The following is a 21,870-nucleotide window of genomic DNA, read 5'->3' on the forward strand; positions in this document are numbered from 1 at the left end:
TGCGTAACGTATTGACCGGGGTCACGGCTCACAGTGACAAACCTTCTGTCAGGTCGCCTCGGGCAAAGGCTGCGCTTTCTCAGGGGGTTTGATTGAACCGATATAAACCGCAAAGACAGTCAGCAGCGCGCCACAAATCTGCAGCGTTGAGCTGGCCTTGCCGAGAAAGGTGACATCAATGAAATAGGTGATCACCGGCTCCAGTAACAGGATCAGACCGGCCAACCCCAGGCTGATTGCTCCGATCGAACGGTTGACCAGCAACCAGCCGACAAACTGCACCAGTACCCCGTAGATGATCAGCATCAGCAAGGTTTGCCCATCCACGATGGCCAGGCTTTCCCCAGTTGCCAGCGCGTATGTCAGCAGAACCAATGCCGCCCAAAGACTCAAATTGAGCATCTGTGCGATCTTGTCACCCCCGCCGTCCGGCAATTGGGTGTTGATCTTCAGAAAATACACACAGATGGCATACGCCAGCCCCGACAGCACGCCATACACCACGCCCTTGATCCCTACCGCACTGGTCATCTCGGGTAGCAACAACAGATAGAGCCCGACAAATGCCAAGCTAATGGAGACCAGGAAGTAGATCGAAGGTTTTTCCTTCAACAGGTACAACCCCAACAGGGTCATGAAGAACACCTGACAGTTGGTCAGGATCGACCCGATGCCCGGGCCGACGATATAGATGCTCTGATGCCAAAGCACCAGGTCAATGGCCAAAAACACCCCAGCCAACGCGGTGTACAGCTGCGCCTTCGCACTTTTGAGGAGCACCGGTGTTTTGCGCACCTTGAGCAGCAGGAAGAACAGGATCGAGGCGAACACCATCCGATAGAACCCTGCGCCACCCGCGCCGATATGGGCGAAAGCGACGGCTAGAGCAGACAGACTGAGCATCAGTCCACCGATGGTCAATTCAATGATTGCCCGATTATTATTAGTCGCCATGAGAAACCTCATTGATAAAGACCGGCATTAACTTTATGAGTACTCACAACTCCCCAGGTGAGCAACTATCAGATTCGACAAAGCAGAAAACCCCAAAGGTCTTTTCTGCCATGTGCCAAAAATCCACTCACTATTAATTGGCATTAAGCATTAGCAGTAACACCTCTCTTTAAACTTCTTGCGCGGACAACTTCAACCATTGTTGTACCGGTGCAAAACCCAGAATATTTTCGACATAGCCCTGCAGTTGCGCAGGGATGGCAATACCATAACGACGGAAGCGGAACACCACCGGAACAAACATCGCATCCACAATGCCGAAGTCACCGCAGAGGAACTTTGTTGAACCACTCACCTCACGGAGCTGGTTCCAGATAGCGAATATCCGCATGATTTCCCCTTCCGTCTCGGCGGTCAGGCTTTCCGGGATGTCGCCTGTGTTCAGGCCAAACGACATCTGCGTGCGCAGGTGGATGAAACCGGAGTGCATCTCTGCCGCAGCAGCGCGTGCCAGAGCCTTGACCCTTGAATCACGGGGCCAAAGGTTGGCGGCCGGACAGGAATCGGCAATGTATTCGCTGATGGCCAGGCTGTCGTTGATGACGACATCATCAAGCAGCAGCGCCGGCACCTTGCCGGAAGGCGAGTGCTCCAGAATGCGCTGGCGGGTGTCGTTTTGTTCCAGTTTGATCTGAAGGGTTTCAAATTCAACATCCGCTGTCACAAGAACCAGCCACGCACGAAATGACCATGAAGACTTATTAAAATCCCCAACTACCAGTTTTGTAGACATCGTCCCCCCTAGCTTGTGTTATGAAACAGGTGCTAAATTTAGCGACCTTTTTTTCATACGTATTGCACAAAACTGGACAATTCATGGACAAAAGTCGTCGCAACAAAGCCCCTCAAAAAGACAAGGACTTTGTTCAATTCTGGCGTATACCCGAAGGCGACTGTGAGTTGCTATCTGCGCGTTACAGCACTCAATCTTTCGGTCGACATTCACATGACCGATACGCTATCGGCGTTATAAGTAGCGGCGTTGAAAAACTTTTTTATCGCGGCAATTACTACATGGGGGTCGCTGACAGTGTGGTCACCATTACCCCCGGGGAGATCCACGACGGCTTGCCAGGCCATGATGAGGGCTGGATGTATCGAATGCTCTACATCGACCCCGTATGGGTCAATCGGATGGTGTTTCAAGGGCGTTTTTCAGACGATCATATTCATCTTTTTCAAACAGCGCTGAGCCAGGCCCCCGACTTCGCCCGGACCTTTTTGCATCAACATCAAATCATTGAAAAATCGCCCTCCAGCCTTGAACGGGAAACGATCCTGCTGGATCTGGTGACGCAGCTCTTCGAGCGCAGCGGAGCGCCCATCGAACCCGTCAGTGCGGTTGAGCAGCACGCCGTGCAAAGGATCAAGAGGAAGCTCGAAGACGAGTTCGACAAACATCTGTCTCTGGAAGAACTGGCGCAACTGGTGAACCTTGACCCTCTTTACCTGATCCGGGTGTTCAAAAAAAGCGTTGGCGTCTCGCCCCACAGCTATCAGATTCAGAAAAGAATCGCCCAGGTCCAAAAACTGCTGCGCACCGGATCCAGTCTCGCAGAAGCGTCATTCACTTGCGGCTTCTTCGATCAAAGCCACATGACCCGAGCGTTCAAAAAAGTAGTGGGCATCACACCCGGTAGTTTCCGCAATAGCAGTGCCTGAGCCTGTAAAACACCCGCCCAAGAAAAAGCCGCGTTTGATACGCGGCTTTTTTGTGCCTGTAGGAGCAAAGCTTGCTCGCGATGAACGATAACGCGGTGCTAATGGTAAATCGCGTAACGGCCATCGCGAGCAAGCTTTGCTCCTACAGGACGGTGAGCTATCAGGCCTTTTTGGTTCGCGGCAAAAAGATCGCCAACACACCAAACAACGGCAGGAACGAGCACAGGAAGTACACGTATTCGATGCCGTGCACGTCCGCCAGATGCCCGAGCAACGCCGCGCCGATCCCGCCAAAGCCGAACATCAAACCGAAGAACACACCGGCAATCATTCCGACATTGCCCGGCACCAGCTCCTGCGCGTAAACCACAATGGCCGAGAATGCCGAAGCCAGGATAAAACCGATGATCACGCTGAGGATGCTGGTCCAGAACAGATCGACATGCGGCAGCAACAGCGTGAACGGCGCCACACCCAGGATCGAGAACCAGATCACTGCCTTACGCCCGATCTTGTCGCCAATCGGCCCACCAAAGAAGGTCCCCGCCGCGACCGCGCCCAGAAACAGGAACAGGTGCAACTGCGAACTGGCCACCGACAGGTCGAACTTCTCGATCAGGTAGAACGTGAAGTAGCTGGTGAGGCTGGACATGTAGAAATACTTGGAGAACACCAGCAAACCGAGCACCACCAGCGCACTGGTCACCCGCCCCTTGGACAGGCCATGAGTCGCCGCCTGGCCTTGTTTGAGCTTGAACAGGCTCAAGTGGTTGGCGTACCAGCGGCTGATCCGGTAGAGCACGAACAGCGCGAACACCGCGAATAATCCGAACCAGGCCACATGCCCCTGGCCATAAGGAATAATGATCGCCGCCGCCAACAACGGACCGAACGCCGAGCCGGCATTACCGCCCACCTGAAAGGTCGATTGCGCCAGGCCAAATCGTCCGCCCGAGGCCAGTCGCGCCACGCGAGATGCTTCGGGGTGAAAGGTCGACGACCCGATACCGATCAACCCCGCCGCCAGCAGAATCAACGGGAAGGTGCCAACCACCGACATCATCAAAATGCCGATCAGCGTGCACACCGTGCCAGCGGGCAGCAGCCAGGGCTTGGGATGTCTGTCCGTGTAGTAACCGACCCACGGCTGCAATAGCGAAGCGGTCAGCTGGAAGGTCAACGTGATCAATCCGATCTGGGTAAAGGTCAGGCCATAGCTGGCCTTGAGCATCGGATAAATCGACGGCAGCACCGACTGGATCAGGTCATTGATGAGGTGCGCCAGCGCCACCGCGCCGATGATGCGCATGACTAGAGGGCTGCTTTGTGAAGTCGCGGGAGCCGACGTCGTGCCGGTCTGGGTAGTGCTGATAGCCATGAGTATTTCCGTATAGCAGATGGGTGCATGCGGGCAGGTGCATCAATGTGCCATTTTTCGGTGCGACAACGCCATCCCCTTAGCCAGCTAACGAACTAATCTTTCATCGGCCGATAGGTGATAGCGTAACGCCATGGTCTGAATCTTGCCTTGTTTAACACCTTCAACGCGGGCCTCTTACAAAGAGGACCGAGAATGGGAAGTTTCGCTACAGAGTCGGCCTACGGAGCTGGCGAGGGTGAACTTTCGAGGCCTTTTAAAGGGCACATGTCGCGGTCGCAATGACCTCGACGCACGCCGATGGTGCGTGGTGTCCAGAGGAGTCATGGGGCATGTCTTTTTTATCACCGGGGATCGGGTTGCTGGGGCGTTTTGGCTTCGCACGCAAATTTCAGCTGTTGTTTCTGCTGTTCATCCTGCCGCTGACGGGCAGCCTGTGGATGATTGGTCAGGATTATCGCGACAAACTCAATCTGATCTCCGGCGAACGTGCCGGTGTGCGTCAGTTGCTCGCGCTGGATGCGCTCGACAACCTGCTCGCCGCCCAGCGGGATCGCGCTGCTCGCTGGCGCGCCACGGAAACCAATCGCCAGCCGACGCCGGCGACCATCGCCGCGATGGGCGCGTTTGATGCGGTTCAGCCTGCCGTCGCTCAAGCCACGTCGGACCTGGGCAATGCACTGAAAACCGAAGGGGCCGAGGGCGAGACGCTGACCCGGTATCAAGCCCTGCAAACTGCCCTCAATGGCCTGGACTCGAAAAGCCTGAGCAGTGTCGGCTGGTGGCCAGACGGTTACGACCGTTTCACCAACGCCTTGAGCGCACTGCAAGCCCTGCGTGAACAGATCGCCATGGACAATCGCCTGACACTCGCGCCCTGGCTGGAAACCTACCTGCTGACGCAGATCTCGACGCAACACGCGCCTGACCTGATCGAACGGGTCGGCCGCCTGGCCAGCGTGGGTCAGGCGTCTGTTGTCTCGGGACAGTTCACGTTGCAAAGTCGTCTGCAACTGCGTGATTTGCGCAGCCGTATCGGTGATGCCCGGGAGCAGCTGGTGAAAACCGCCACGCTCCTGGAAGCCCGCTTGCCAAGTGCTTTGCAAAGCTGGGCCGGGCAATACCATGACAACCTGAAACACCTGGACGCGAGCCTGAAAGTCCTGGATGACGGGGTGTTCGGCGGCAGCATTACGCTCAAGCCGGAAGAGTTCGAACGCAACCTGGACGCCCTGCTCACCGACCTCGCCGCGTTGCGCCAGCAGTCATTGACGTCGCTGGATCAGCGCCTGGATTACTACCACGGCTCGGCGATTCGCCAATTCATTGTGGTGGCGACAATCTTTGGCTGTCTGCTCCTGGCCGCGCTGTACCTGTTTATCTGCCTGCAAGCCTCGATCCGTCGTAGCGCCAGCGGTATCACGCTGCTGGCCGAAGCCTTGCGTGACGGCAATCTGAGCCTGCAAGCCCCGGTGCAGGGCCGTGACGAACTGGCGGCCATCAGCACCGCCCTTAACGTCGCCGTGGTGCAATTGCGCAACAGCTTGCTGGGGGTCGATCACGAAACCCTGCAAGTGAGCAACGCCGTACGCACGCTCAATCAGCACTCCAGTGGCGCACTCGGCGAAGTCGAAGCGCAGCAATTGCAAATCAGCCAGATCGCCGCTGCGGCCACGCAACTGGCGGCTACTTCTCAAGGGGTCGCCCAGAGCTGTGAACAGGCGTCAGGCAGCGCTCAGCACACCCAGCGCATTGCCGCCGACAGCAGTCGAGACAGTCAGCGCACGACCGCCAGCATTCAGCAGCTCAATCAACGCTTGAACGACACCGCCGCGGCACTGGGCAGGGTCAGTGAACAAGGGCAACAGATTCAGTTGGTGGTGGACACCATTCGCGGGGTCGCCGAACAAACCAACCTGTTGGCACTCAACGCTGCGATCGAGGCGGCTCGCGCAGGCGAACAAGGTCGCGGTTTTGCCGTGGTCGCCGATGAAGTGCGCAGCCTGTCGCAACGCACTCAGTCTTCCACCGCGCAAATCGCCGGCACGGTCGACAGCCTGCGCAGTACCGTGAATGAGGCGGTCAGCCTGATGGAAGCAGCCTGTAGCCAGGCACAAAGTGATGCCCAGTCGGTCACCGGCCTGGGCGAACGCCTTGGCGAAATTGCCCATGCGGTGCAAGGCGTGACTGACACTCTGGCGCAGATCGCGACCGCCGTGGAAGAACAGGCCAGTACCGCCGATGAGGTCAGCGGCAACATCCAGCAAGTCGATCAGGCGGCAGTGAGGTTGCTTGAAGGCGCGCGGGCAGTGAACCTGGCAGCAGATACCTTGAGCCAGGGCAGCAAGGCCCTGAGCGCAAATACCGGGAGATTTCAGCTCGGTTAACACCCTCCCCTGGCCCGATTTTTCGGGTCAGGAGGATAAGCAGTTGAAAGCGTAGAGAAATATTTTAGATTTACGCTTGACACATCATCGTTCCAAGCCAATAATGCGCGCCACTTGGCTACATAGCTCAGTTGGTTAGAGCATAGCATTCATAATGCTGGGGTCCGGGGTTCAAGTCCCTGTGTAGCCACCAAGTACTAAAAACGGCTTACCGAAAGGTAGGCCGTTTTTTTATGCCTCGAGAAAAGTACCTTGAACCGCAAGGGTTCAAGGTCATCCGCGTCAGGTGCGAATCGCCGGCAGTGCAGACAGCGCCCCCTCCCAAATCTGCCAGGTGCGCAGCCAGACCATCGCCTGCCAGTCGCTGTCGGCCGGATAGAACTGCTCCAGCAGATTCAGCTTGATCCCGCGCCCCACGGCATCACTCGGATTACCATGCAGATGCAGCCAGTGGTCATCGCGCAAATGGCGATGCACGTCCGCGCCCGGATACGTCCCACACTCGATGACAAACGGCATCAGCCGTACGTGGGGCAAGGCATCGACCAACGCCTGCGAGGTGTAGCCGGTCGCCGTGGCCGCCACGCCGGTTTCGCTCAATGTGTCGGCGCCGGTCAGCAGCGTATAGAGCCATGGGCCGTAAATGGCCTGCGCGTCTGGAAGGGCCGGATAAGCCGTTTCGGTGATCGTCAGCAACATCGGATGACCGTACTCACCGGCCCCTGTGTGCAAATCGAAACACATGGCCACATCGGCATGGGCCATGTGCTTTTGCATGATCGCGTGCAATGTGCGGTTCGACCAGCTCGGCGCCAGCCCGCCGTAAAACAGGCCATCAGGGTGACTGTGCTGGCCGCCCTCGACAATCGACATCACCGCCGGCCAGCCATGCTGGCGAATCTGCTCGTCGAGCAAGGCATCGGTACGCTCACGCTCAGGACCTTGCAGTTCGGTGCAGGCATAGATCTCATGCAGCGCTGCATAAGCCTGATTGTCCGGCAACGCACGCTCGAAGTTCAGGTGATTGCGGTTCAGGTCGATGTTGTCCTCGTTGACCCGGCGCAGCCACGCGGTGCCCCAAGGATTAATCAGGTGTATGAACACCACGGCGACGTCAGTCGGCAGTGAGCGCTTGCCCAACTCCTGCAGCCATTTGATCTGGCAACCCGACCCGTAGAAGCCTTCGACGCCATGGGTGCCACTCAACGCGATGAGCAACCGCTTGGCGCCCGGATCGCCCAGCACCGCCACATCGGTGCTCAACGACTCACCGAAAGGCCCCTTGAGCGGATGCGGGTACTCGGTCAACGTCGCACCGGCCGCGGTGGCTGCCGCGAGGAACTGCTCGCGCTGGGTGCGGTAACTTGGCTGGGTGGGGAACTCGGTCTGCATGTCTGCCTCTTGTTGATCTTCTGGCCAATCTGTTGCGCTCGACCCTACAGAAAATCCTTCGACTCCTGAAGGGCAAATGCAGCTTTACTGTAGGCCTTGGTTTGCGCCATGCCGAGTCGGCCGATAAAGTCCCGGTAACTTTCCCACGGACGGAGTGCCCCAACATGTTCTCAACCCTTCGCCTTTCAACCCTTTCGTTGATCGCCGCCGCGTTAACCCTCGCTGCTTGTCATTCTCCGCCCTCCTCGACCTTGCCTGTCGCTCCGGAAGTCGCCTCTGGCTATCGCACCGACCTGCAAACCCGCCACGCGTCCAGACACATGGCAGCAGCGGCTAATCCACTGGCGGCTGAAGCCGGCCGGGAGATGCTGCGCCAGGGTGGTTCGGCAATTGATGCTGCGATTGCGATGCAAGCGGTGTTGACGCTGGTCGAGCCGCAATCCTCCGGCATTGGTGGCGGCGCGTTGATCGTGCTCTGGGATGGCAAGGCGGTGCGCACCTTCGACGGTCGCGAAACCGCACCGCACGACGCCACCGAGAAGCTTTTCCTACAGACCGACGGCACCCCGATGGCGTTTACCCAGGCGCAGATCGGGGGGCGCTCGGTGGGGACGCCGGGCGTGTTGCGGGCGCTTGAATTGGCCCATCGCAAGCACGGTCGCCTGCCGTGGGCGAAGCTGTTCGAGCCGGCCATCAAACTCGCGGAGCAAGGCTTCGCCATCTCGCCGCGCCTTCATCAACTGATCGCTTCGGATGCGTCCATGCGCAGTTCGCCAGACATGGTGGCCTACTTTATGAACGCGGATGGCAGCCCGAAAGCTGCCGGCACGCTGTTGAAGAATCCGGCACTGGCCGCGATGCTGAAACGCATTGCCAAGGAAGGGCCTAACGCGTTGTACACAGGCGCTGTCGCGCAAGAGATCGTCGCCAAGGTTCAGGGCCACGCTAACCCCGGCAGCCTGTCGCTGAACGATCTGCAAGGCTACAAGGCCAAGGAACGTGTGCCTCTGTGCACCGACTACAAACGCTGGCAGATTTGCGGCATGCCGCCGCCATCGTCCGGCGGGATCGCCGTGGCGCAGATCCTCGGCACCTTGCAGGCTCTGGAAAACCGCGACCCACGCTTTGCCCTCGCGCCGCTAAAACCAGTCAAGACTGACAAACCGGCAGGCACCGAACCCGCCCCCGAAGCCGTGCATCTGATCTCGGAAGCCGAGCGCCTGGCCTACGCCGACCGCGCACAGTACGTCGCCGACACCGACTTCGTGCCCGTGCCGGTCAAGGGCTGGTGGACCCAACTTATCTGGCCAGCCGCGCCGCCCTGATCGGTGACCACAGCATGGGCACGGCCAAACCCGGCACCCCGCCAGGCATTCAAGTCGCCTATGCACCGGACCGTTCACCGCTACGCATTTCCACCTCACAAGTGGTGGCAGTGGATGACGAAGGCGGCGCCGTATCCATGACCACCACCATTGAATCGGCCTTTGGCTCGCACGTGATGGTCCAGGGATTCCTGCTCAACAACGAGATGACCGACTTCTCGTTCATCCCCGAAGAAAACGGGCAAAAAGTTGCCAACCGAGTCGAGCCCGGCAAACGCCCGCGCTCCTCCATGGCGCCGACCCTGATCTTCGATCGTCAGAGCGGTGTATTCCTCGCCACCCTCGGCTCTCCCGGCGGCTCGCAAATTATCGAGTACGTCACCAAAACCACCCTCGGCCTGCTCGACTGGAACCTCGACCCACAAGCCGCCATCAACCTGCCCAACTTCGGCAGCCGTAACGGCCCGACCGAACTGGAACGGGGGCAGTTCAGCGCGACGTTGATTCAGGCGCTGAAGGACAAGGGGCACAGCGTGAGTGAGATCGACATGACCAGCGGCACCCAGGCGATTGTCCGGGTGAAGGATCCACAGGGGAATGCGTCGCTGGCCGGAGGGGCCGATCCTCGGCGTGAGGGGGAAGCGTTGGGGGATTGATTCGTACGCGGGAATGAACAAGGGCTTACCGGGAGGTAGGCCCTTTTTACAGGTTTCACATTTTGATCGGTTGTCGCGTATAGACATTTCCTACACGCAAACGCTTCAGGCCGGCACACCCAAAATAATATGCGACGCCTTGATCACCGCCGTCGCACTCACACCCGGAGCCAGGCCCAGCTCTGCAACCGCTTCACGGGTGACGATTGAATAAACCTCGCTGCCGCCATCGAGCTTGATCACCACTTCGGCATTCACCGCGCCATCGGTGACATTGGTGACGATGCCTTCCAGGCAGTTACGCGCCGAGAGGCGAATGTCGCTCGACTCGGTCATCAGCATGACCCACGGCGCCTTCACCAGCGCGACCGCTTCCTTGCCGACCGCCAGGCCCAGGCTCTTCACGCTCGCCATGGTCACCACGGCGACCAGTTCGTTGCCGCCCGGGAGTGTCAACGAGACTTCGGCGTTGACCGCGCCCGGCTGCAGTTGACTGATGGTGCCTTTGAATACGTTACGCGCGCTGACTTTCACGTTTTGTCTCCCTGAATGGAAATTATTGTATACAAATTAACCTATCATTCCGGATAACGTTGTGTGACGCAACGACGCACTCGGCTACATCCACGCTTCAAACCCGGGATTCAGTACGACGCTGGAATAAACAGCTTAGCGCGTGATCTTCAAAACCTGCCGCCGCTGGTGCTTTTCCAGCGCCAGATCGATCAAACGGCTGACCAGTTCGCTGTAGGTCATGCCGGTGGCCTGCCAGAGCTTGGGGTACATGCTGATTCGGGTGAAGCCAGGTAACGAGTTGATCTCGTTGATCAGTACTTCGCCGCTGTCGGTGAGGAACACATCGACCCGCGCCAGCCCGGAGCAACCCAGCACCTGGAACGCTTCCACGGCCAACGCCCGGATGCGTTCGCTGGCCTCCACGCTGATGCCTGCCGGCACCACGACCTGCGCCGCCTGGTCATCGATGTATTTGCTGTCGTAGGAATAGAAGCCGCTGCTCACCACGATTTCACCACACCCGCTGGCGATAGCGTCTTCGTTGCCAAGCACTGCACACTCGATCTCACGGCCTTTGACGGCGGATTCGATCAGGACTTTTTCATCGAAACCCAGGGCCAGCTCCACAGCCGCTTCGTACTCGGTTGCGTCGTTGACCTTGCTCACGCCCACGGACGAACCCTGGTTCGCCGGTTTGACGAACAACGGCAGGCCGAGCTTGCCCTGCACCTCGGCGAACCCGGTACGCGCCGCCGTGGCGCGGGTCAGGGTGAGGAACGGCGTGACCGCCAACCCGGCGTCACGCAGCAGGCGTTTGCTGATGTCCTTGTCCATGCACACCGCCGAGCCCAGCACGTCGGAACCGACAAAGGGCAAGTCGGCCATGCGCAACAGGCCCTGCAGGCAACCGTCTTCACCCAGGGTGCCGTGGACAATCGGGAAGATCACATCGACGTGGCCCAGCAGTTCCTGGCTGGAGGTTTCCACCAATTGCTGGCTGGCTTTTCCCGGCACCACCGCCAGTTCACGATTGGACTGATTGAGGGCGATCAGCGCCGGGTTTTCCTGATTGAGCAGGAAGTTCGAAGGGTCGTTGAGGTGCCAGTGGCCTTGCTTGTCGATGCCGATCAGCACCGGCTCGAAGCGCGAGCGGTCCAGTGCATCGACAATGTTCTTCGCCGATTGCAGCGACACTTCGTGCTCCGCCGAACGACCGCCAAAAATAATGCCTACCCGCAGTTTACTCATTCAAGACACCTCAACGATTGGCCACCCACTGTGTACCGGACAGCAGAGGGAACCATGCAACATTTGCCTACGGTTTTCTACCCGACGGACGCGTTTTATCGGTGGGAAGACAGAGGGTCAACCACTGGGTTAACGTGTTCTTCATCGCGCTCAAGACACAACACCATGACCAAGCAGACGCTCCCCATCGACTGGTTCCACCGCGCGCCCGACGTCGGCGGGCTGCAGCGTTTCGAAGCGTTTTTTTCCGGCCACGGCTACGACCTTCATCGTCACGACACCTACGCCATCGGCCGAACCCTGGCCGGCGTGCAGAGCTTTCAGTACCGAGGAGGATGGCGCCATAGCCTGCCGGGCGGGACCCTGGTGTTGCACCCGGACGAAGTCCACGATGGCGAGGCCGGCACCGAGGCCGGTTTCAAATACCGAATGATGTACATCGAACCGGCGCTGATCCAGCAGATGCTCGGCGGTCAGCCGCTGCCGTTCATCAAGACCGGACTATCGACTGACCCTCGCCTGTTCGCCGCCACCGATGTGCTGCTGCGAAGCCTCGATTGCCCGCTCGACCCGCTGGAAGAACAGGACGCGCTGTACGATCTGGCGCAAGCCCTGAGCAGCGTTTCGGGAGCGACCGGCGTCCCGCGCCAATCCTTCGATTACGTGGCCGCCGAACGTGCGCGGGAGTTCATCCACAGCGCACTCGATCGCACTGTGACCCTGGAGGAACTGGCGCACCACAGCGGTCGTGATCGGTGGAGCCTGTCACGCGACTTTCGCCTTCTGTTTGGCACCAGCCCCTATCGATACCTGACGATGCGACGCCTGGATCTGGTCCGCTCGCTGCTGATCCAGGGCCAGCCACTGGTCAGTGCCGCGCTGATTGCCGGCTTCACCGACCAGAGCCACATGACCCGGCAATTCAGCAAAACCTACGGCCTGTCGCCGGCTCGCAGGATGAAAATGCACCGTCGCTGAGCCTCGCACAATCGTACAAGAAGCTGACCGATACGCGGGTTATCGTGGGTTCACGATCAACCTGGAGAACCGCTTCATGAGCGCTTACAAAAGCCTGAACTTCGCTGAAAAAATCGCCCGGATCGACGCACACTGGGCGCCTCGGGTCATCGCCGAAATGAACGACTATCAGTTCAAGGTAGTAAAGCTGCTAGGGGATTTCATCTGGCACGATCACCTGGAAACCGACGAAACCTTCATCGTCATCGAAGGGCAGTTGCGCCTCGACTTTCGCGATGGCCACGTGCTGGTGAACGCCGGCGAAATGTTTGTGGTGCCCAAGGGCGTCGAGCACAAACCGTCGGCCGATCAGGAAGTAAAGTTGCTGCTGATCGAGCCCAAGGGTGTGCTGAACACCGGCAGCGAAGGTGGCGAACGGACCGCATTGAATGACGTCTGGGTGTGAACCTGGCGGGTTTACGCCAGGGTCTTGCCGTCCACCGGGTCGCCGATTGTCAAGAAATGCCCGCCTGCCACATGGTGCAGGGTGCGCAATGCATCCTGCCCTTCGAAGTGCCAGCGTCCGTCGCTGAATACCCGCTCATCGGCCTGAGCGGCAATCACCTCAGCCAGGAACAGATCGTACTGCTGATGATTGTTGGGCTCCGGCAGCAGTCGACATTCCAGCCATGCAACGCAGCCTTCGAGCATCGGCGCGTCAATCAATTCGCCACTGAAAGTTTGCAAGCCATAAGCCTGAAACTTGTCCTGGCCTTGGCCTTGGGTCAATTCCAGGCCTGATGTCGAACCAACGGTCTGCGTGATATCGGCTTGAGCCGCGCAAGGAACGTTCAGCACGAACGTCCCCGAGGCCTCGAGCAGTTGCCGGGTCCAGGTGGATTTATCCAGCACCACGGCAATTTTCGGCGGTTCGAAATCCAGCGGCATGGCCCAGGCGGCGGCCATGATGTTGCGCTGACCGTCATGGGCTGCGCTCACCAGTACGGTGGGCCCGTGATTGAGCAAACGGTAAGCCTTGGGCAAAGGAACCGGCCGGCGGTGGGAAGCGCTCATGGTGTCTGCTCCTGAAAAGAGCCGATTGTAGCGATTTCCACCGCGCTGGCATCAAGTCGTGAGCTGATTGGCAAACTGCCCGACCGCGTTCACCACTTTCTGCGCACCGTCCTGAATCTCGACGATCACTGTGCCCGCCTCCGCCGCCAGCGCCAGGCCTTGTTCGGCCTGGAGCTTGCCGTCGGTCATCAGGGCCACGGCATTGCGCGCCATCTCCTGGTTCTGACGCACGACACCGACAATCTCATCGGTGGCCTGGCTGGTGCGAGAGGCCAACTGTCGAACCTCGTCCGCGACCACGGCAAACCCTCGGCCCTGTTCGCCAGCCCGAGCCGCCTCGATGGCCGCGTTGAGCGCCAGCAGGTTGGTCTGTTCAGCGATGCCGCTGATGGTTTTGACGATGGTGCCGATCACCAGCGATTGCTCATTCAAGGCTTCGATGCCATCGCCCGCGGTTTGCATGTGCTTCGCCAGGTCGCGCATCACATCCACCGCCTGAGTCACCACGGCCGTGCCGCGCTGGGCGCTCTGGTCGGTCTGCTGAGAGGTGCTGTAGGCGATGTTCGCCGCTTGCGCCACGGCGTTTTCCTGATTGACCTGATCGGTAATCACAGTGGCGAACTTCACCACTTTGTAGAGCTTGTTATTGGCGTCGACCACCGGGTTGTAAGAGGCCTCCAGCCAGACCATACGCCCATGGCTGTCGAAGCGTTTGAAACGGCCGGCGACAAACTCACCGGCGTTCAGGCGGCGCCAGAAATCCTGGTATTCAGTGCTGTTGAATTCCTGCGGATCACAGAACGTGCGGTGATGTTTACCTTTGATTTGCGCCAGGCTGTAACCCATGCCGCTGAGGAACCGATCATTGGCTGTCAGCACGTTGCCGTCCAGATCGAACTCGATGACTGCCGTTGAACGCACCAGCGCGCCGATCAGGTTCTCGTGCTCGCGAGACGCTTCGATGGTGCGCGTCAGGTCGCTGGAGTAAAGCGAGAAGTGTTTGATCCGGCCATCCGCCGAGCGCACCGGCTGAAAAATCGAACGCAACCACGCTTCCCGGCCATTGCCACGCAGCAAGCGAACGGCCCCGGCGAAATGTTCGCCGCGGGACAGCGCGCTTTGAAAGCGGCGGTGGAACTCATCGGACTTCACATGCACGGGGACGATGTCTTCGATGTGCCGGCCAACCAGGTCGGCGCTCTTGTAGAGCATTTCGCCGATGAAGTTCTGGTTGGCCGACTGAATCCGCCCTTGAGGATCAAGGGTCAGGACCAGCATCTCGCTTTCCAGGCTGTCCTTCACTTGCTGAAGGCTGGAGAGTTCTTCACGAAGAGCCGACAGCTCCTGCTTCAAGCGTTTGTTGAACATGGGAAGGTACCGATAGGCAGGAAATAGAGCGGGATGCAGCCTAGCCATCGGCCTTGTGGGTGTTTTCTGAAGAGTGCCTCAGGGTTGTCCTACAAAAATAATTGCAACGCGAGGGATCTACCCTGCGATTACATCGCGCCAGCCGCTGCGCATTGGCCGGCTCTGGGCATCCGCGCACCAAAATACGCCGCGCTGCCGACGCCTACGGCCCCCATGACCGAACAGAACATCACGCAAATCCATGGGCTCCACGGCATCAGGCCGATCAGCAACAACGGTGTGATACTCGCCCACGCGGCGTAGGCAATGTTGTAGGTGAAGGAAATTCCCGAAACGCGAACCCGCGCCGGGAACAGGCTGACCATCACCGACGGCACCGCACCGACCACGCCGCAACTCAGCCCGGCAATCGTATACGCCAGACCGATCCAGTTGCCGCCAGTAATCAGGCAGGTATAGAGCACGCCAATACCCAGCGGCAACAACAGGCTATAAAACATAACCGTGCGCCAGGCGCCGATGCGATCGACCAGCCAACCGGCGAGCACGCAGCCGATATTGAGGAACACGATGCCCAATGCACTCAAGGCGAAGGTGTGGCTGGCGGTCATGCCGAAGGTCTTTTGCATCATGGTCGGCGTGATGACCACGAAGACCACCACCGCTGAGGTCAGCACGCAGGTGAGGATCATCGCCGGCAACATCGCCAGGCGATGTTCGCGCAAGACCGTGCGCAGCGGCAGTTCGACGGCGGCATCGCGCTGGGCCTGCATCGCCATGAACACCGGGGTTTCATTCAGCCAGCGGCGCAGCCAGACGCCAATCACGCCGAACACACCGCCCAACAGGAACGGATAACGCCAGGCGTAATCAAGGATTTCGGCCGGGGTGAACGCTTGCGCCAGAAAGGTCGCCGTCAGGGCGCCGATCAAGTAGCCAAAGGTCAATCCCGCCTGCAGGAAACCGAGCGCATAACCGCGATGCCCGGCCGGCGCGTGCTCGGCGACAAACACCCAGGCACTCGGCACTTCCCCGCCCACCGCCGCGCCTTGCAAAACGCGCAGGGCCAACAGCAGTAGCGGCGCGAAATATCCGATTTGCGCGTAGGTCGGCATGATCCCGATCAGCAGGCACGGCAGCGCCATCATCAGAATGCTTAGGCTGAAGACCTTCTTGCGACCCAGTCGGTCGGCGAAATGCGCCATCAGAATCCCGCCCAACGGCCGCGCCAGATAGCCGGTGACGAAGATGCCGAAACTTTGCAGCAGGCGCAGCCATTCGGGCATTTCTGGCGGGAAAAACAGTTGGCTAAGGGTCAGGGCGAAAAACACGAAGATGATGAAATCGTAGATTTCCAGCGCACCGCCCAGGGCCGCAAGGCCGAGGGTCTTGTAGTCCGAACGGGTAAAAGGCGTCGGGCGCGAAGGGGTGTTGGCGGTCATGAAAAAGAACTCTGCAACCGGTAAAAAACCAAGGCGCCCATGGTCTACGCAAACGCTTCCACGGACAAGCCGTTAGACCATAGTCCTGTTTAGGTGAAACCTGGTCACAAAACAGCAACGGTTGTTTTACTGTTGGCATCTGTCTAGACGGGCCTCAATGGCCCGAAAGACCACAATAAACATAACAATTCGAGGTTTTCCCGTGGCTGCTGCTATCGAAGATACCCGCTCCGCCCGTTTTGCCCTGCGCTGCTCAAGTTTTGCCGAGCGCTGGTTCCCCGACTCTTGGGTATTTGCCGCGCTGGCGGTGATCATCGTCGCCGTGGCCACGCTGTTCATGGGCGCCAAACCGACTGATGCCGCCATGGCGTTCGGCGACGGCTTCTGGAGCCTGATTCCATTCACCATGCAGATGGCGTTCGTGGTCATTGGCGGCTATGTGGTCGCCAGTTCGCCGCCGGCGGTGAAACTGATCAACCGTCTGGCCCGTCTTCCGAAAAACGGTCGCTCGGCCGTGGCTTGGGTGGCGTTGATTTCCATGGTCGCTTCGCTATTGAACTGGGGTCTGTCGCTGGTGTTTGGCGGCTTGCTGGTGCGCGCCCTCGCCCGCCGTACCGATCTGAAAATGGATTACCGTGCCGCCGGCGCTGCCGTCTATCTGGGTCTTGGTGCGGTGTGGGCCTTGGGCCTGTCGTCCTCCGCTGCACAACTTCAAGCCAACCCGGCCAGCCTGCCGCCGTCTATCCTGGCGATCACCGGAGTCATTCCCTTCACCCAAACGATCTTTTTGTGGCAGTCCGGTGTAATGCTGCTGGCGCTGATCGTGGTCTCGCTGATCGTTGCCTACGCCACCGCACCAGGCCCCAACACGGCCCGAGACGCCAAAGCCTGTGGCGTCGACCCGAGTTTCAATCTGCCGCCACTGCAACCACGCACTCGCCCCGGCGAATGGCTGGAATACAGCCCGCTGCTGACCCTCTTGCTGGTGCTGCTGGCAGCTGGCTGGCTGTTTCACGAGTTTTCGACCAAACCGTTGCTCAGTGCCATCTCCGGGCTGAACACCTACAACTTCCTGTTCCTGATGCTCGGCGCGCTGCTGCACTGGCGCCCGCGCAGCTTCCTCGATGCCGTGGCCCGCGCGGTGCCGACCACCACCGGCGTGCTGATCCAGTTCCCGCTGTACGGCTCGATCGCCGCCTTGATGACCACGGTCAAAGGCGCTGATGCCCAGACCTTGGCACACCACATCTCGACCTTCTTCGTCAGCATCGCCTCCCACGACACCTATGCGGTGCTGATGGGCGTGTACTCGGCGATTCTCGGCTTCTTCATCCCGTCCGGCGGCGGCAAGTGGATCATCGAAGCGCCATACGTCATGCAAGTGGCCACCGACCTCAACTACCACTTGGGCTGGGCCGTGCAGATCTACAACGCAGCCGAAGCCCTGCCGAACCTGATCAACCCGTTCTACATGCTGCCGCTGCTGGGCGTGCTCGGGTTGAAGGCACGGGACCTGATCGGGTTTTCGTTTGTGCAGTTGCTGGTGCACACGCCGCTGGTGCTGTTTCTGCTGTGGGCACTGGGCACGACGCTGACGTATACGGCGCCGGTGATGCCTTGATACATCAGTGATTGCACCTGCCTCGGGCAGGTGCAATCGGTTGACTCGCTTGGACATAACGCAAACAACACGACTTTTCCTACGTAAACACTCGATTGCGCCTGACATAAAACCCGGTCGGTTCCTATCTCCAATCTGAAAATCGCTGAGTAAACTTCGACAGCTCATACAATTTTCTAAAGTAAAAACAGTACTGACCAAGGATGAACAAGCACATGTCTTTAATATCGAAAACGCTGGAAGAGATGATTAATGAAATTTACCAGGACGGCAGGGTTTCAGTCGTTGAATACACAAAACTTCGTGATGACGCGGACCGCCGTATGGACGCAGTTGTCCGTGAGTTTGGCCAACACAACAATCTGACCGCCCTTCAAAAAGCGATGGATGTCGTGATGCAATTGATGCAAACGTCCATCATTGATGCAAAAAAAGCCAAGCTGACCGATACCGGAGAGGCCATCGTCAAGGATGCCGTATTGGCACAAGTCGAGTACTTGCGCGCAGGCACTCATCTGGCAGTGAAACTGTTGTAACGCCTGCGCTTTGCGTCCGACTCGGCACTTACCCCGGGCCGGACACCCTGTCGGGGAAATCCCGTAAATACGCAGCGCAATTCCTGCGCAAAAAATCAGGGAAGCCCATTGTTCTGTGTAACGTCGCTGATCCACTATGGCGTGCCCCCCCCCAATCAACGGGTCACGCTGAAAAGGATCTGAGCATGTTAAAACTCACAGGACTCACCCTGGCGGCCCTCACCCTGAGTGCCGCCGTCCATGCCGATGTCGATCTGAAGCTGGGCAGCACCGAACGCGTCACCCGGCTGTTCGCCTACCCCAACAACTGCAATGTGATCTGCTTTCGCAACTGGACGCTCGAGCAGACCGTCGAGCACTACCTGACCCAAAGCGTGCAACGCGATGGTTATGGCGCGGCCAAAGTGCGGGTCAAAACCGATAACCATCAGCTCTACGCCGACATCAGCGGCGTACCAAAAGGCTACGAAAAACCACTGGCAGCGCTGCTCGACGCAGGCGATCTGGCGTACACCGGCGCCAGCAAGCTCAATGCGGATGGCAAATGGGCCTACAACTGGTACTTGTTCCTGCCGCTGGGCATGGCCCTGGAAAACCGTAAAAGTGTCGAACTGCTGCACTTCCCGCCGGATTACTCCCTGACACAAGCCCAGGATTACCTGCGTTCGGCGACCACTGATCGCTGGGCCACGCTGCTGACCGCCAACGGCATCCCCGCCGACCAGACGCCGGGCTATCAGACCATCATCGACATCGCGCCAATCGCCGCGCCGGCCAGTGCCGGCAAGGACCTGGAGGGTGTTTACGATTACTTCAAGGACTACCAGACCACCATGGTCAATGAAGTCAGCCTGAACGCCAAAGGCAAGGCGCTGCCAATGGTCGCCTTTGGCGCTCCGGTGCGTAACTGGCTCAAGCAGCAATATGGTCCGACCGTCAACGTGCTGGGGCTGGCCACGATCAGCCCGAAAGCCGGCGTGAAGGTGCCGGTGCTGGGGTCCAACCACCCGAGCTACATCTGGTACGCCGCCAACCCGGACAGCTATACCGGCGACGATGCCCAGGCCAAGGCCGATGCTGCGGGCCTGAAGGTCATGGGCCAGGACTTGAGTGCTGCGTGCTGGCAGGCCGGCATGGGCAGCAAACCGGGCAGAGACCCTGATGTTCAACTGAAAAGCTGCACACAAACCTGGCAAGTGACCGAGACGGAAAAAACCTGCGAGTTGTTCTACACCTCGATTCGCAATCTGACACCCGAACAAGCCGTGGCCCAGTGCGCGACAACGCCGATCAAATCCCAGCTCAAACTACTGCAGGCCCCGGCGCCTGCAATGGCGATACCGACGCCCCACCTTTAATGCAAAAACGCTTTCCCGCGTGCGTCATGGCTGATGCGGGAAAGCGCACTTTCCCCTGTCAGTTCTGACAGTAGACCGAACGTTTCAATTGCGAGAGTCTTGAGACACACCCAAGTGTTGCAGGGGCCGGCAGGATCGTTGGCGTTGGACGTCGCAACACCCAACCGACAAGGATCGTTATGAAACCTCATTCCCTGAACGGAACGCGTGCACAACCACCGGACGGGATTTATCCCTTTGAAGAGTTACCCGTTCGTTTCGGGTTTCCTCCTTCAAAGACTTCAGGATTATCCACGTCAATGAGTCAGCGACGGCCGTTGCGGCCTTGCGCGCATTCCCGCGAATCAGCCGGGTTTGCCGTGTCTCCGGGCATCTGCTGCCTTATCGCCAGCGCCATACCCGGCAGCTGTCGTCCGGCATTCACCTCTACGACCCACGCTTCTGCGGACTCTTGCGCCACTCGTGCGAGCCGAACATCTTTCTCGACATGAGTGAACTGTGGATCTGGGCGCTGAAGGACATTGCCCCCGGCGATATCCTGACGATGGATTACGCCAGCACCGAAGACAAACTGTTGCGACAATTTGCCTGCCGCTGCGGGTCGGCCGAGTGCCGCGAATGGATCACCGGCTACGACGAGCCACCGAATGCCGACGGTGAGTTGTTCTATCAGCATTTGCACCGACGGAGCCTCAGTTGACCCGAGGCTCGATCAGTCTTACAACGTTTCGACCGGGCGCAGGCGGTATTGCGGCGGCAATTGTTCAAACCCGCTGATGGTCGCGTTCAGGCTTTTCCAGCGACCGTCCTTGATGCCGTAGATGCAACCGTGGATCGACAGACTCTGCCCGCGATGCCAGGCGTTCTGCACAATGCTGGTATGCCCGACGTTGGCCACTTGCTGAATCACGTTGAGTTCGCAGAGACGGTCGACCCGCTCCTCCTCAGTCGCCAACTTGGCGAGCTCTTCGCGCTTTTCATAGTAAAGATCGCGAATCGAGCGCAGCCAGCCATCGATCAGGCCCAGCTGACGATCCTGCATCGAGGCGCGCACGCCACCGCAGCCGTAGTGACCGGTGACCAGGATGTGTTTGACCTTGAGGACGTCGACCGCGTACTGAATCACTGACAGGCAGTTGAGATCGGTGTGCAGTACCACGTTGGCCACATTGCGGTGGACGAACAGATCACCCGGCAACATGCCTACGATCTCGTTGGCCGGCACCCGTGCATCGGAACAGCCGATCCAGAGGAATTCCGGTGTCTGTTGGCGGGCCAGCTTGGCGAAGAAGTCAGGATCTTCTTTTTGATCGCGTCAGCCCAACGCTCGTTGTTATCAATCAGATCTTGTAAGTCGTTCATACAAAGAAGCCTCGAGAATGGTGCGCAGCTTTGACAGACAACCGCCCGTCGGGGTCACGCGCGCAATGCGGATAGCCGCTGACATTTAAAACTGGCGTTCCATGCCGACGGAATTCTCGGCAGCCCGGTGGGTCCACCCTAGTAAGCCCACAGTATGAGCAATTGCCATGAATGATTCACGACGTCCGTTCGATGCGGTGCAGCCCGAGCCGATCGACGACAACGAAGACCGCATGGGTTCGATGCACGAACTGGATTTTGACGACGAAGAGACCAGCGCCAAAATCGGTGACGAACTGCCTCAAACCGAACGCGAACGGCTGATGTCCGCCGAGCGTGTGCGTACAGCCGGCATAACCGGTGCCTCGATCGATGACCACGAGCCTACCGATGACGACATGAGCCCCGAAACACTGATCCATGAGGATGGTGCGCGGGACGCGCATGAGGCGGGCGACGGTGATCAGGCAGATTGGGATTTGAGTATTGTCGATGAAGATGACATCGGCGGTGGGAACGGGTTGGACGAGGAGCAGATGGCGCAGCGCGATCCGATGGACGGTAAACGCTGATC

17 protein-coding genes, 1 tRNA gene and 4 pseudogenes are annotated in these 21,870 nt (G+C 58.9%); 11 read left to right on the forward strand and 11 right to left on the reverse strand.

The features are described 5' to 3' along the window. Window positions 1-48: 48 nt before the first annotated feature. Complete coding sequence (locus AB4N76_RS09205) at window positions 49-954, reverse strand: DMT family transporter (protein WP_046030133.1); 906 nt, start codon at window positions 952-954, stop codon at window positions 49-51. Window positions 955-1,123: 169 nt separating this feature from the next. Next, the gene (locus AB4N76_RS09210; RefSeq protein WP_046030130.1) at window positions 1,124-1,747 is read right to left on the reverse strand and encodes a glutathione S-transferase family protein; all 624 of its coding nucleotides are present in this window, start codon (window positions 1,745-1,747) and stop codon (window positions 1,124-1,126) included. 83 nt (window positions 1,748-1,830) lie between these two features. Between AB4N76_RS09210 and AB4N76_RS09215 the strand changes: the two genes are divergently transcribed. Then, window positions 1,831-2,676, forward strand: a complete 846-nt coding sequence (locus tag AB4N76_RS09215) for a helix-turn-helix domain-containing protein (protein WP_460164400.1) — start codon at window positions 1,831-1,833, stop codon at window positions 2,674-2,676. Window positions 2,677-2,836: 160 nt separating this feature from the next. Here the strand turns inward: AB4N76_RS09215 and AB4N76_RS09220 are convergent, their stop codons facing one another. Continuing rightward, a complete protein-coding gene (locus AB4N76_RS09220; protein ID WP_046030128.1) occupies window positions 2,837-4,054 on the reverse strand; it encodes an MFS transporter in 1,218 nt (405 codons plus the stop codon). 332 nt (window positions 4,055-4,386) lie between these two features. Here AB4N76_RS09220 and AB4N76_RS09225 point away from each other — a divergent pair, with 332 nt between their 5' ends. Both AB4N76_RS09225 and AB4N76_RS09230 read left to right on the forward strand, forming a co-directional pair. Next, window positions 4,387-6,441: a methyl-accepting chemotaxis protein gene (locus AB4N76_RS09225; protein WP_046030127.1), complete on the forward strand. Its 2,055-nt coding sequence runs from the start codon at window positions 4,387-4,389 to the stop codon at window positions 6,439-6,441. Between the two features lie 116 nt (window positions 6,442-6,557). Then, a tRNA-Met gene (locus AB4N76_RS09230) sits at window positions 6,558-6,634 on the forward strand. Window positions 6,635-6,723: 89 nt separating this feature from the next. On the opposite strand, the gene AB4N76_RS09235 is transcribed toward AB4N76_RS09230, so the two are convergent. Continuing rightward, complete coding sequence (locus AB4N76_RS09235; RefSeq protein ID WP_077431263.1) at window positions 6,724-7,833, reverse strand: DUF2817 domain-containing protein; 1,110 nt, start codon at window positions 7,831-7,833, stop codon at window positions 6,724-6,726. 164 nt (window positions 7,834-7,997) lie between these two features. Here AB4N76_RS09235 and ggt point away from each other — a divergent pair. Beyond that, a pseudogene (gene ggt, locus AB4N76_RS09240) lies at window positions 7,998-9,814 on the forward strand (gamma-glutamyltransferase). A 105-nt stretch (window positions 9,815-9,919) separates the two neighbouring features. On the opposite strand, the gene AB4N76_RS09245 reads toward ggt, so the two are convergent. After that, window positions 9,920-10,348, reverse strand: coding sequence for a TOBE domain-containing protein (locus AB4N76_RS09245; protein ID WP_046030123.1), 429 nt, complete (start codon window positions 10,346-10,348; stop codon window positions 9,920-9,922). Between the two features lie 135 nt (window positions 10,349-10,483). Then, window positions 10,484-11,578, reverse strand: coding sequence for a D-alanine--D-alanine ligase (ddlA, locus tag AB4N76_RS09250; protein ID WP_460164401.1), 1,095 nt, complete (start codon window positions 11,576-11,578; stop codon window positions 10,484-10,486). A 165-nt stretch (window positions 11,579-11,743) separates the two neighbouring features. On the opposite strand from ddlA, the gene AB4N76_RS09255 reads away from it, so the two are divergent. Both AB4N76_RS09255 and AB4N76_RS09260 read left to right on the forward strand, forming a co-directional pair. Continuing rightward, complete coding sequence (locus AB4N76_RS09255; protein WP_460164402.1) at window positions 11,744-12,556, forward strand: AraC family transcriptional regulator; 813 nt, start codon at window positions 11,744-11,746, stop codon at window positions 12,554-12,556. A gap of 76 nt (window positions 12,557-12,632) precedes the next feature. Then, window positions 12,633-13,001 carry a cupin domain-containing protein gene (locus AB4N76_RS09260; protein WP_046030120.1) on the forward strand — a complete coding sequence of 123 codons (369 nt, stop codon included), beginning with the start codon at window positions 12,633-12,635 and terminating at the stop codon, window positions 12,999-13,001. An 11-nt stretch (window positions 13,002-13,012) separates the two neighbouring features. On the opposite strand, the gene AB4N76_RS09265 is transcribed toward AB4N76_RS09260, so the two are convergent. From AB4N76_RS09265 to AB4N76_RS09280, 4 genes and pseudogenes are all read right to left on the reverse strand, one after another. After that, the gene (locus tag AB4N76_RS09265; protein WP_223523496.1) at window positions 13,013-13,609 is read right to left on the reverse strand and encodes a flavin reductase family protein; all 597 of its coding nucleotides are present in this window, start codon (window positions 13,607-13,609) and stop codon (window positions 13,013-13,015) included. 51 nt (window positions 13,610-13,660) lie between these two features. Then, window positions 13,661-14,269, reverse strand: a complete 609-nt coding sequence (locus AB4N76_RS09270) for a methyl-accepting chemotaxis protein (protein WP_460164602.1) — start codon at window positions 14,267-14,269, stop codon at window positions 13,661-13,663. After that, a pseudogene (locus tag AB4N76_RS09275) lies at window positions 14,249-15,025 on the reverse strand (PAS domain-containing protein); the annotation flags it as partial. The gene AB4N76_RS09270 and the pseudogene AB4N76_RS09275, both read right to left, overlap by 21 nt. Before the next feature lie 80 nt (window positions 15,026-15,105). After that, entirely contained in the window at window positions 15,106-16,419 is a 1,314-nt protein-coding gene (locus AB4N76_RS09280; protein WP_077431262.1) for an MFS transporter, read from the reverse strand. 157 nt (window positions 16,420-16,576) lie between these two features. On the opposite strand from AB4N76_RS09280, the gene AB4N76_RS09285 reads away from it, so the two are divergent. From AB4N76_RS09285 to AB4N76_RS09300, 4 genes and pseudogenes are all read left to right on the forward strand, one after another. Beyond that, window positions 16,577-18,040 carry a short-chain fatty acid transporter gene (locus AB4N76_RS09285; protein WP_175648971.1) on the forward strand — a complete coding sequence of 488 codons (1,464 nt, stop codon included), beginning with the start codon at window positions 16,577-16,579 and terminating at the stop codon, window positions 18,038-18,040. A 215-nt stretch (window positions 18,041-18,255) separates the two neighbouring features. Then, on the forward strand, window positions 18,256-18,576 hold the full coding sequence (locus AB4N76_RS09290; protein WP_046030112.1) for a hypothetical protein: 321 nt from the start codon (window positions 18,256-18,258) through the stop codon (window positions 18,574-18,576). Window positions 18,577-18,761: 185 nt separating this feature from the next. Then, on the forward strand, window positions 18,762-19,934 hold the full coding sequence (locus tag AB4N76_RS09295) for a hypothetical protein (RefSeq protein WP_460164403.1): 1,173 nt from the start codon (window positions 18,762-18,764) through the stop codon (window positions 19,932-19,934). 179 nt (window positions 19,935-20,113) lie between these two features. Next, window positions 20,114-20,634, forward strand: a pseudogene (locus AB4N76_RS09300) (SET domain-containing protein-lysine N-methyltransferase). 18 nt (window positions 20,635-20,652) lie between these two features. Here the strand turns inward: AB4N76_RS09300 and can are convergent. Beyond that, window positions 20,653-21,296, reverse strand: a pseudogene (gene can, locus AB4N76_RS09305) (carbonate dehydratase). 167 nt (window positions 21,297-21,463) lie between these two features. On the opposite strand from can, the gene AB4N76_RS09310 reads away from it, so the two are divergent. Beyond that, entirely contained in the window at window positions 21,464-21,868 is a 405-nt protein-coding gene (locus AB4N76_RS09310; protein ID WP_046030108.1) for a hypothetical protein, read from the forward strand. The last annotated feature ends 2 nt before the right edge of the window (window positions 21,869-21,870 follow it).

It is taken from the genome of Pseudomonas sp. S2_F03, from assembly GCF_054668335.1.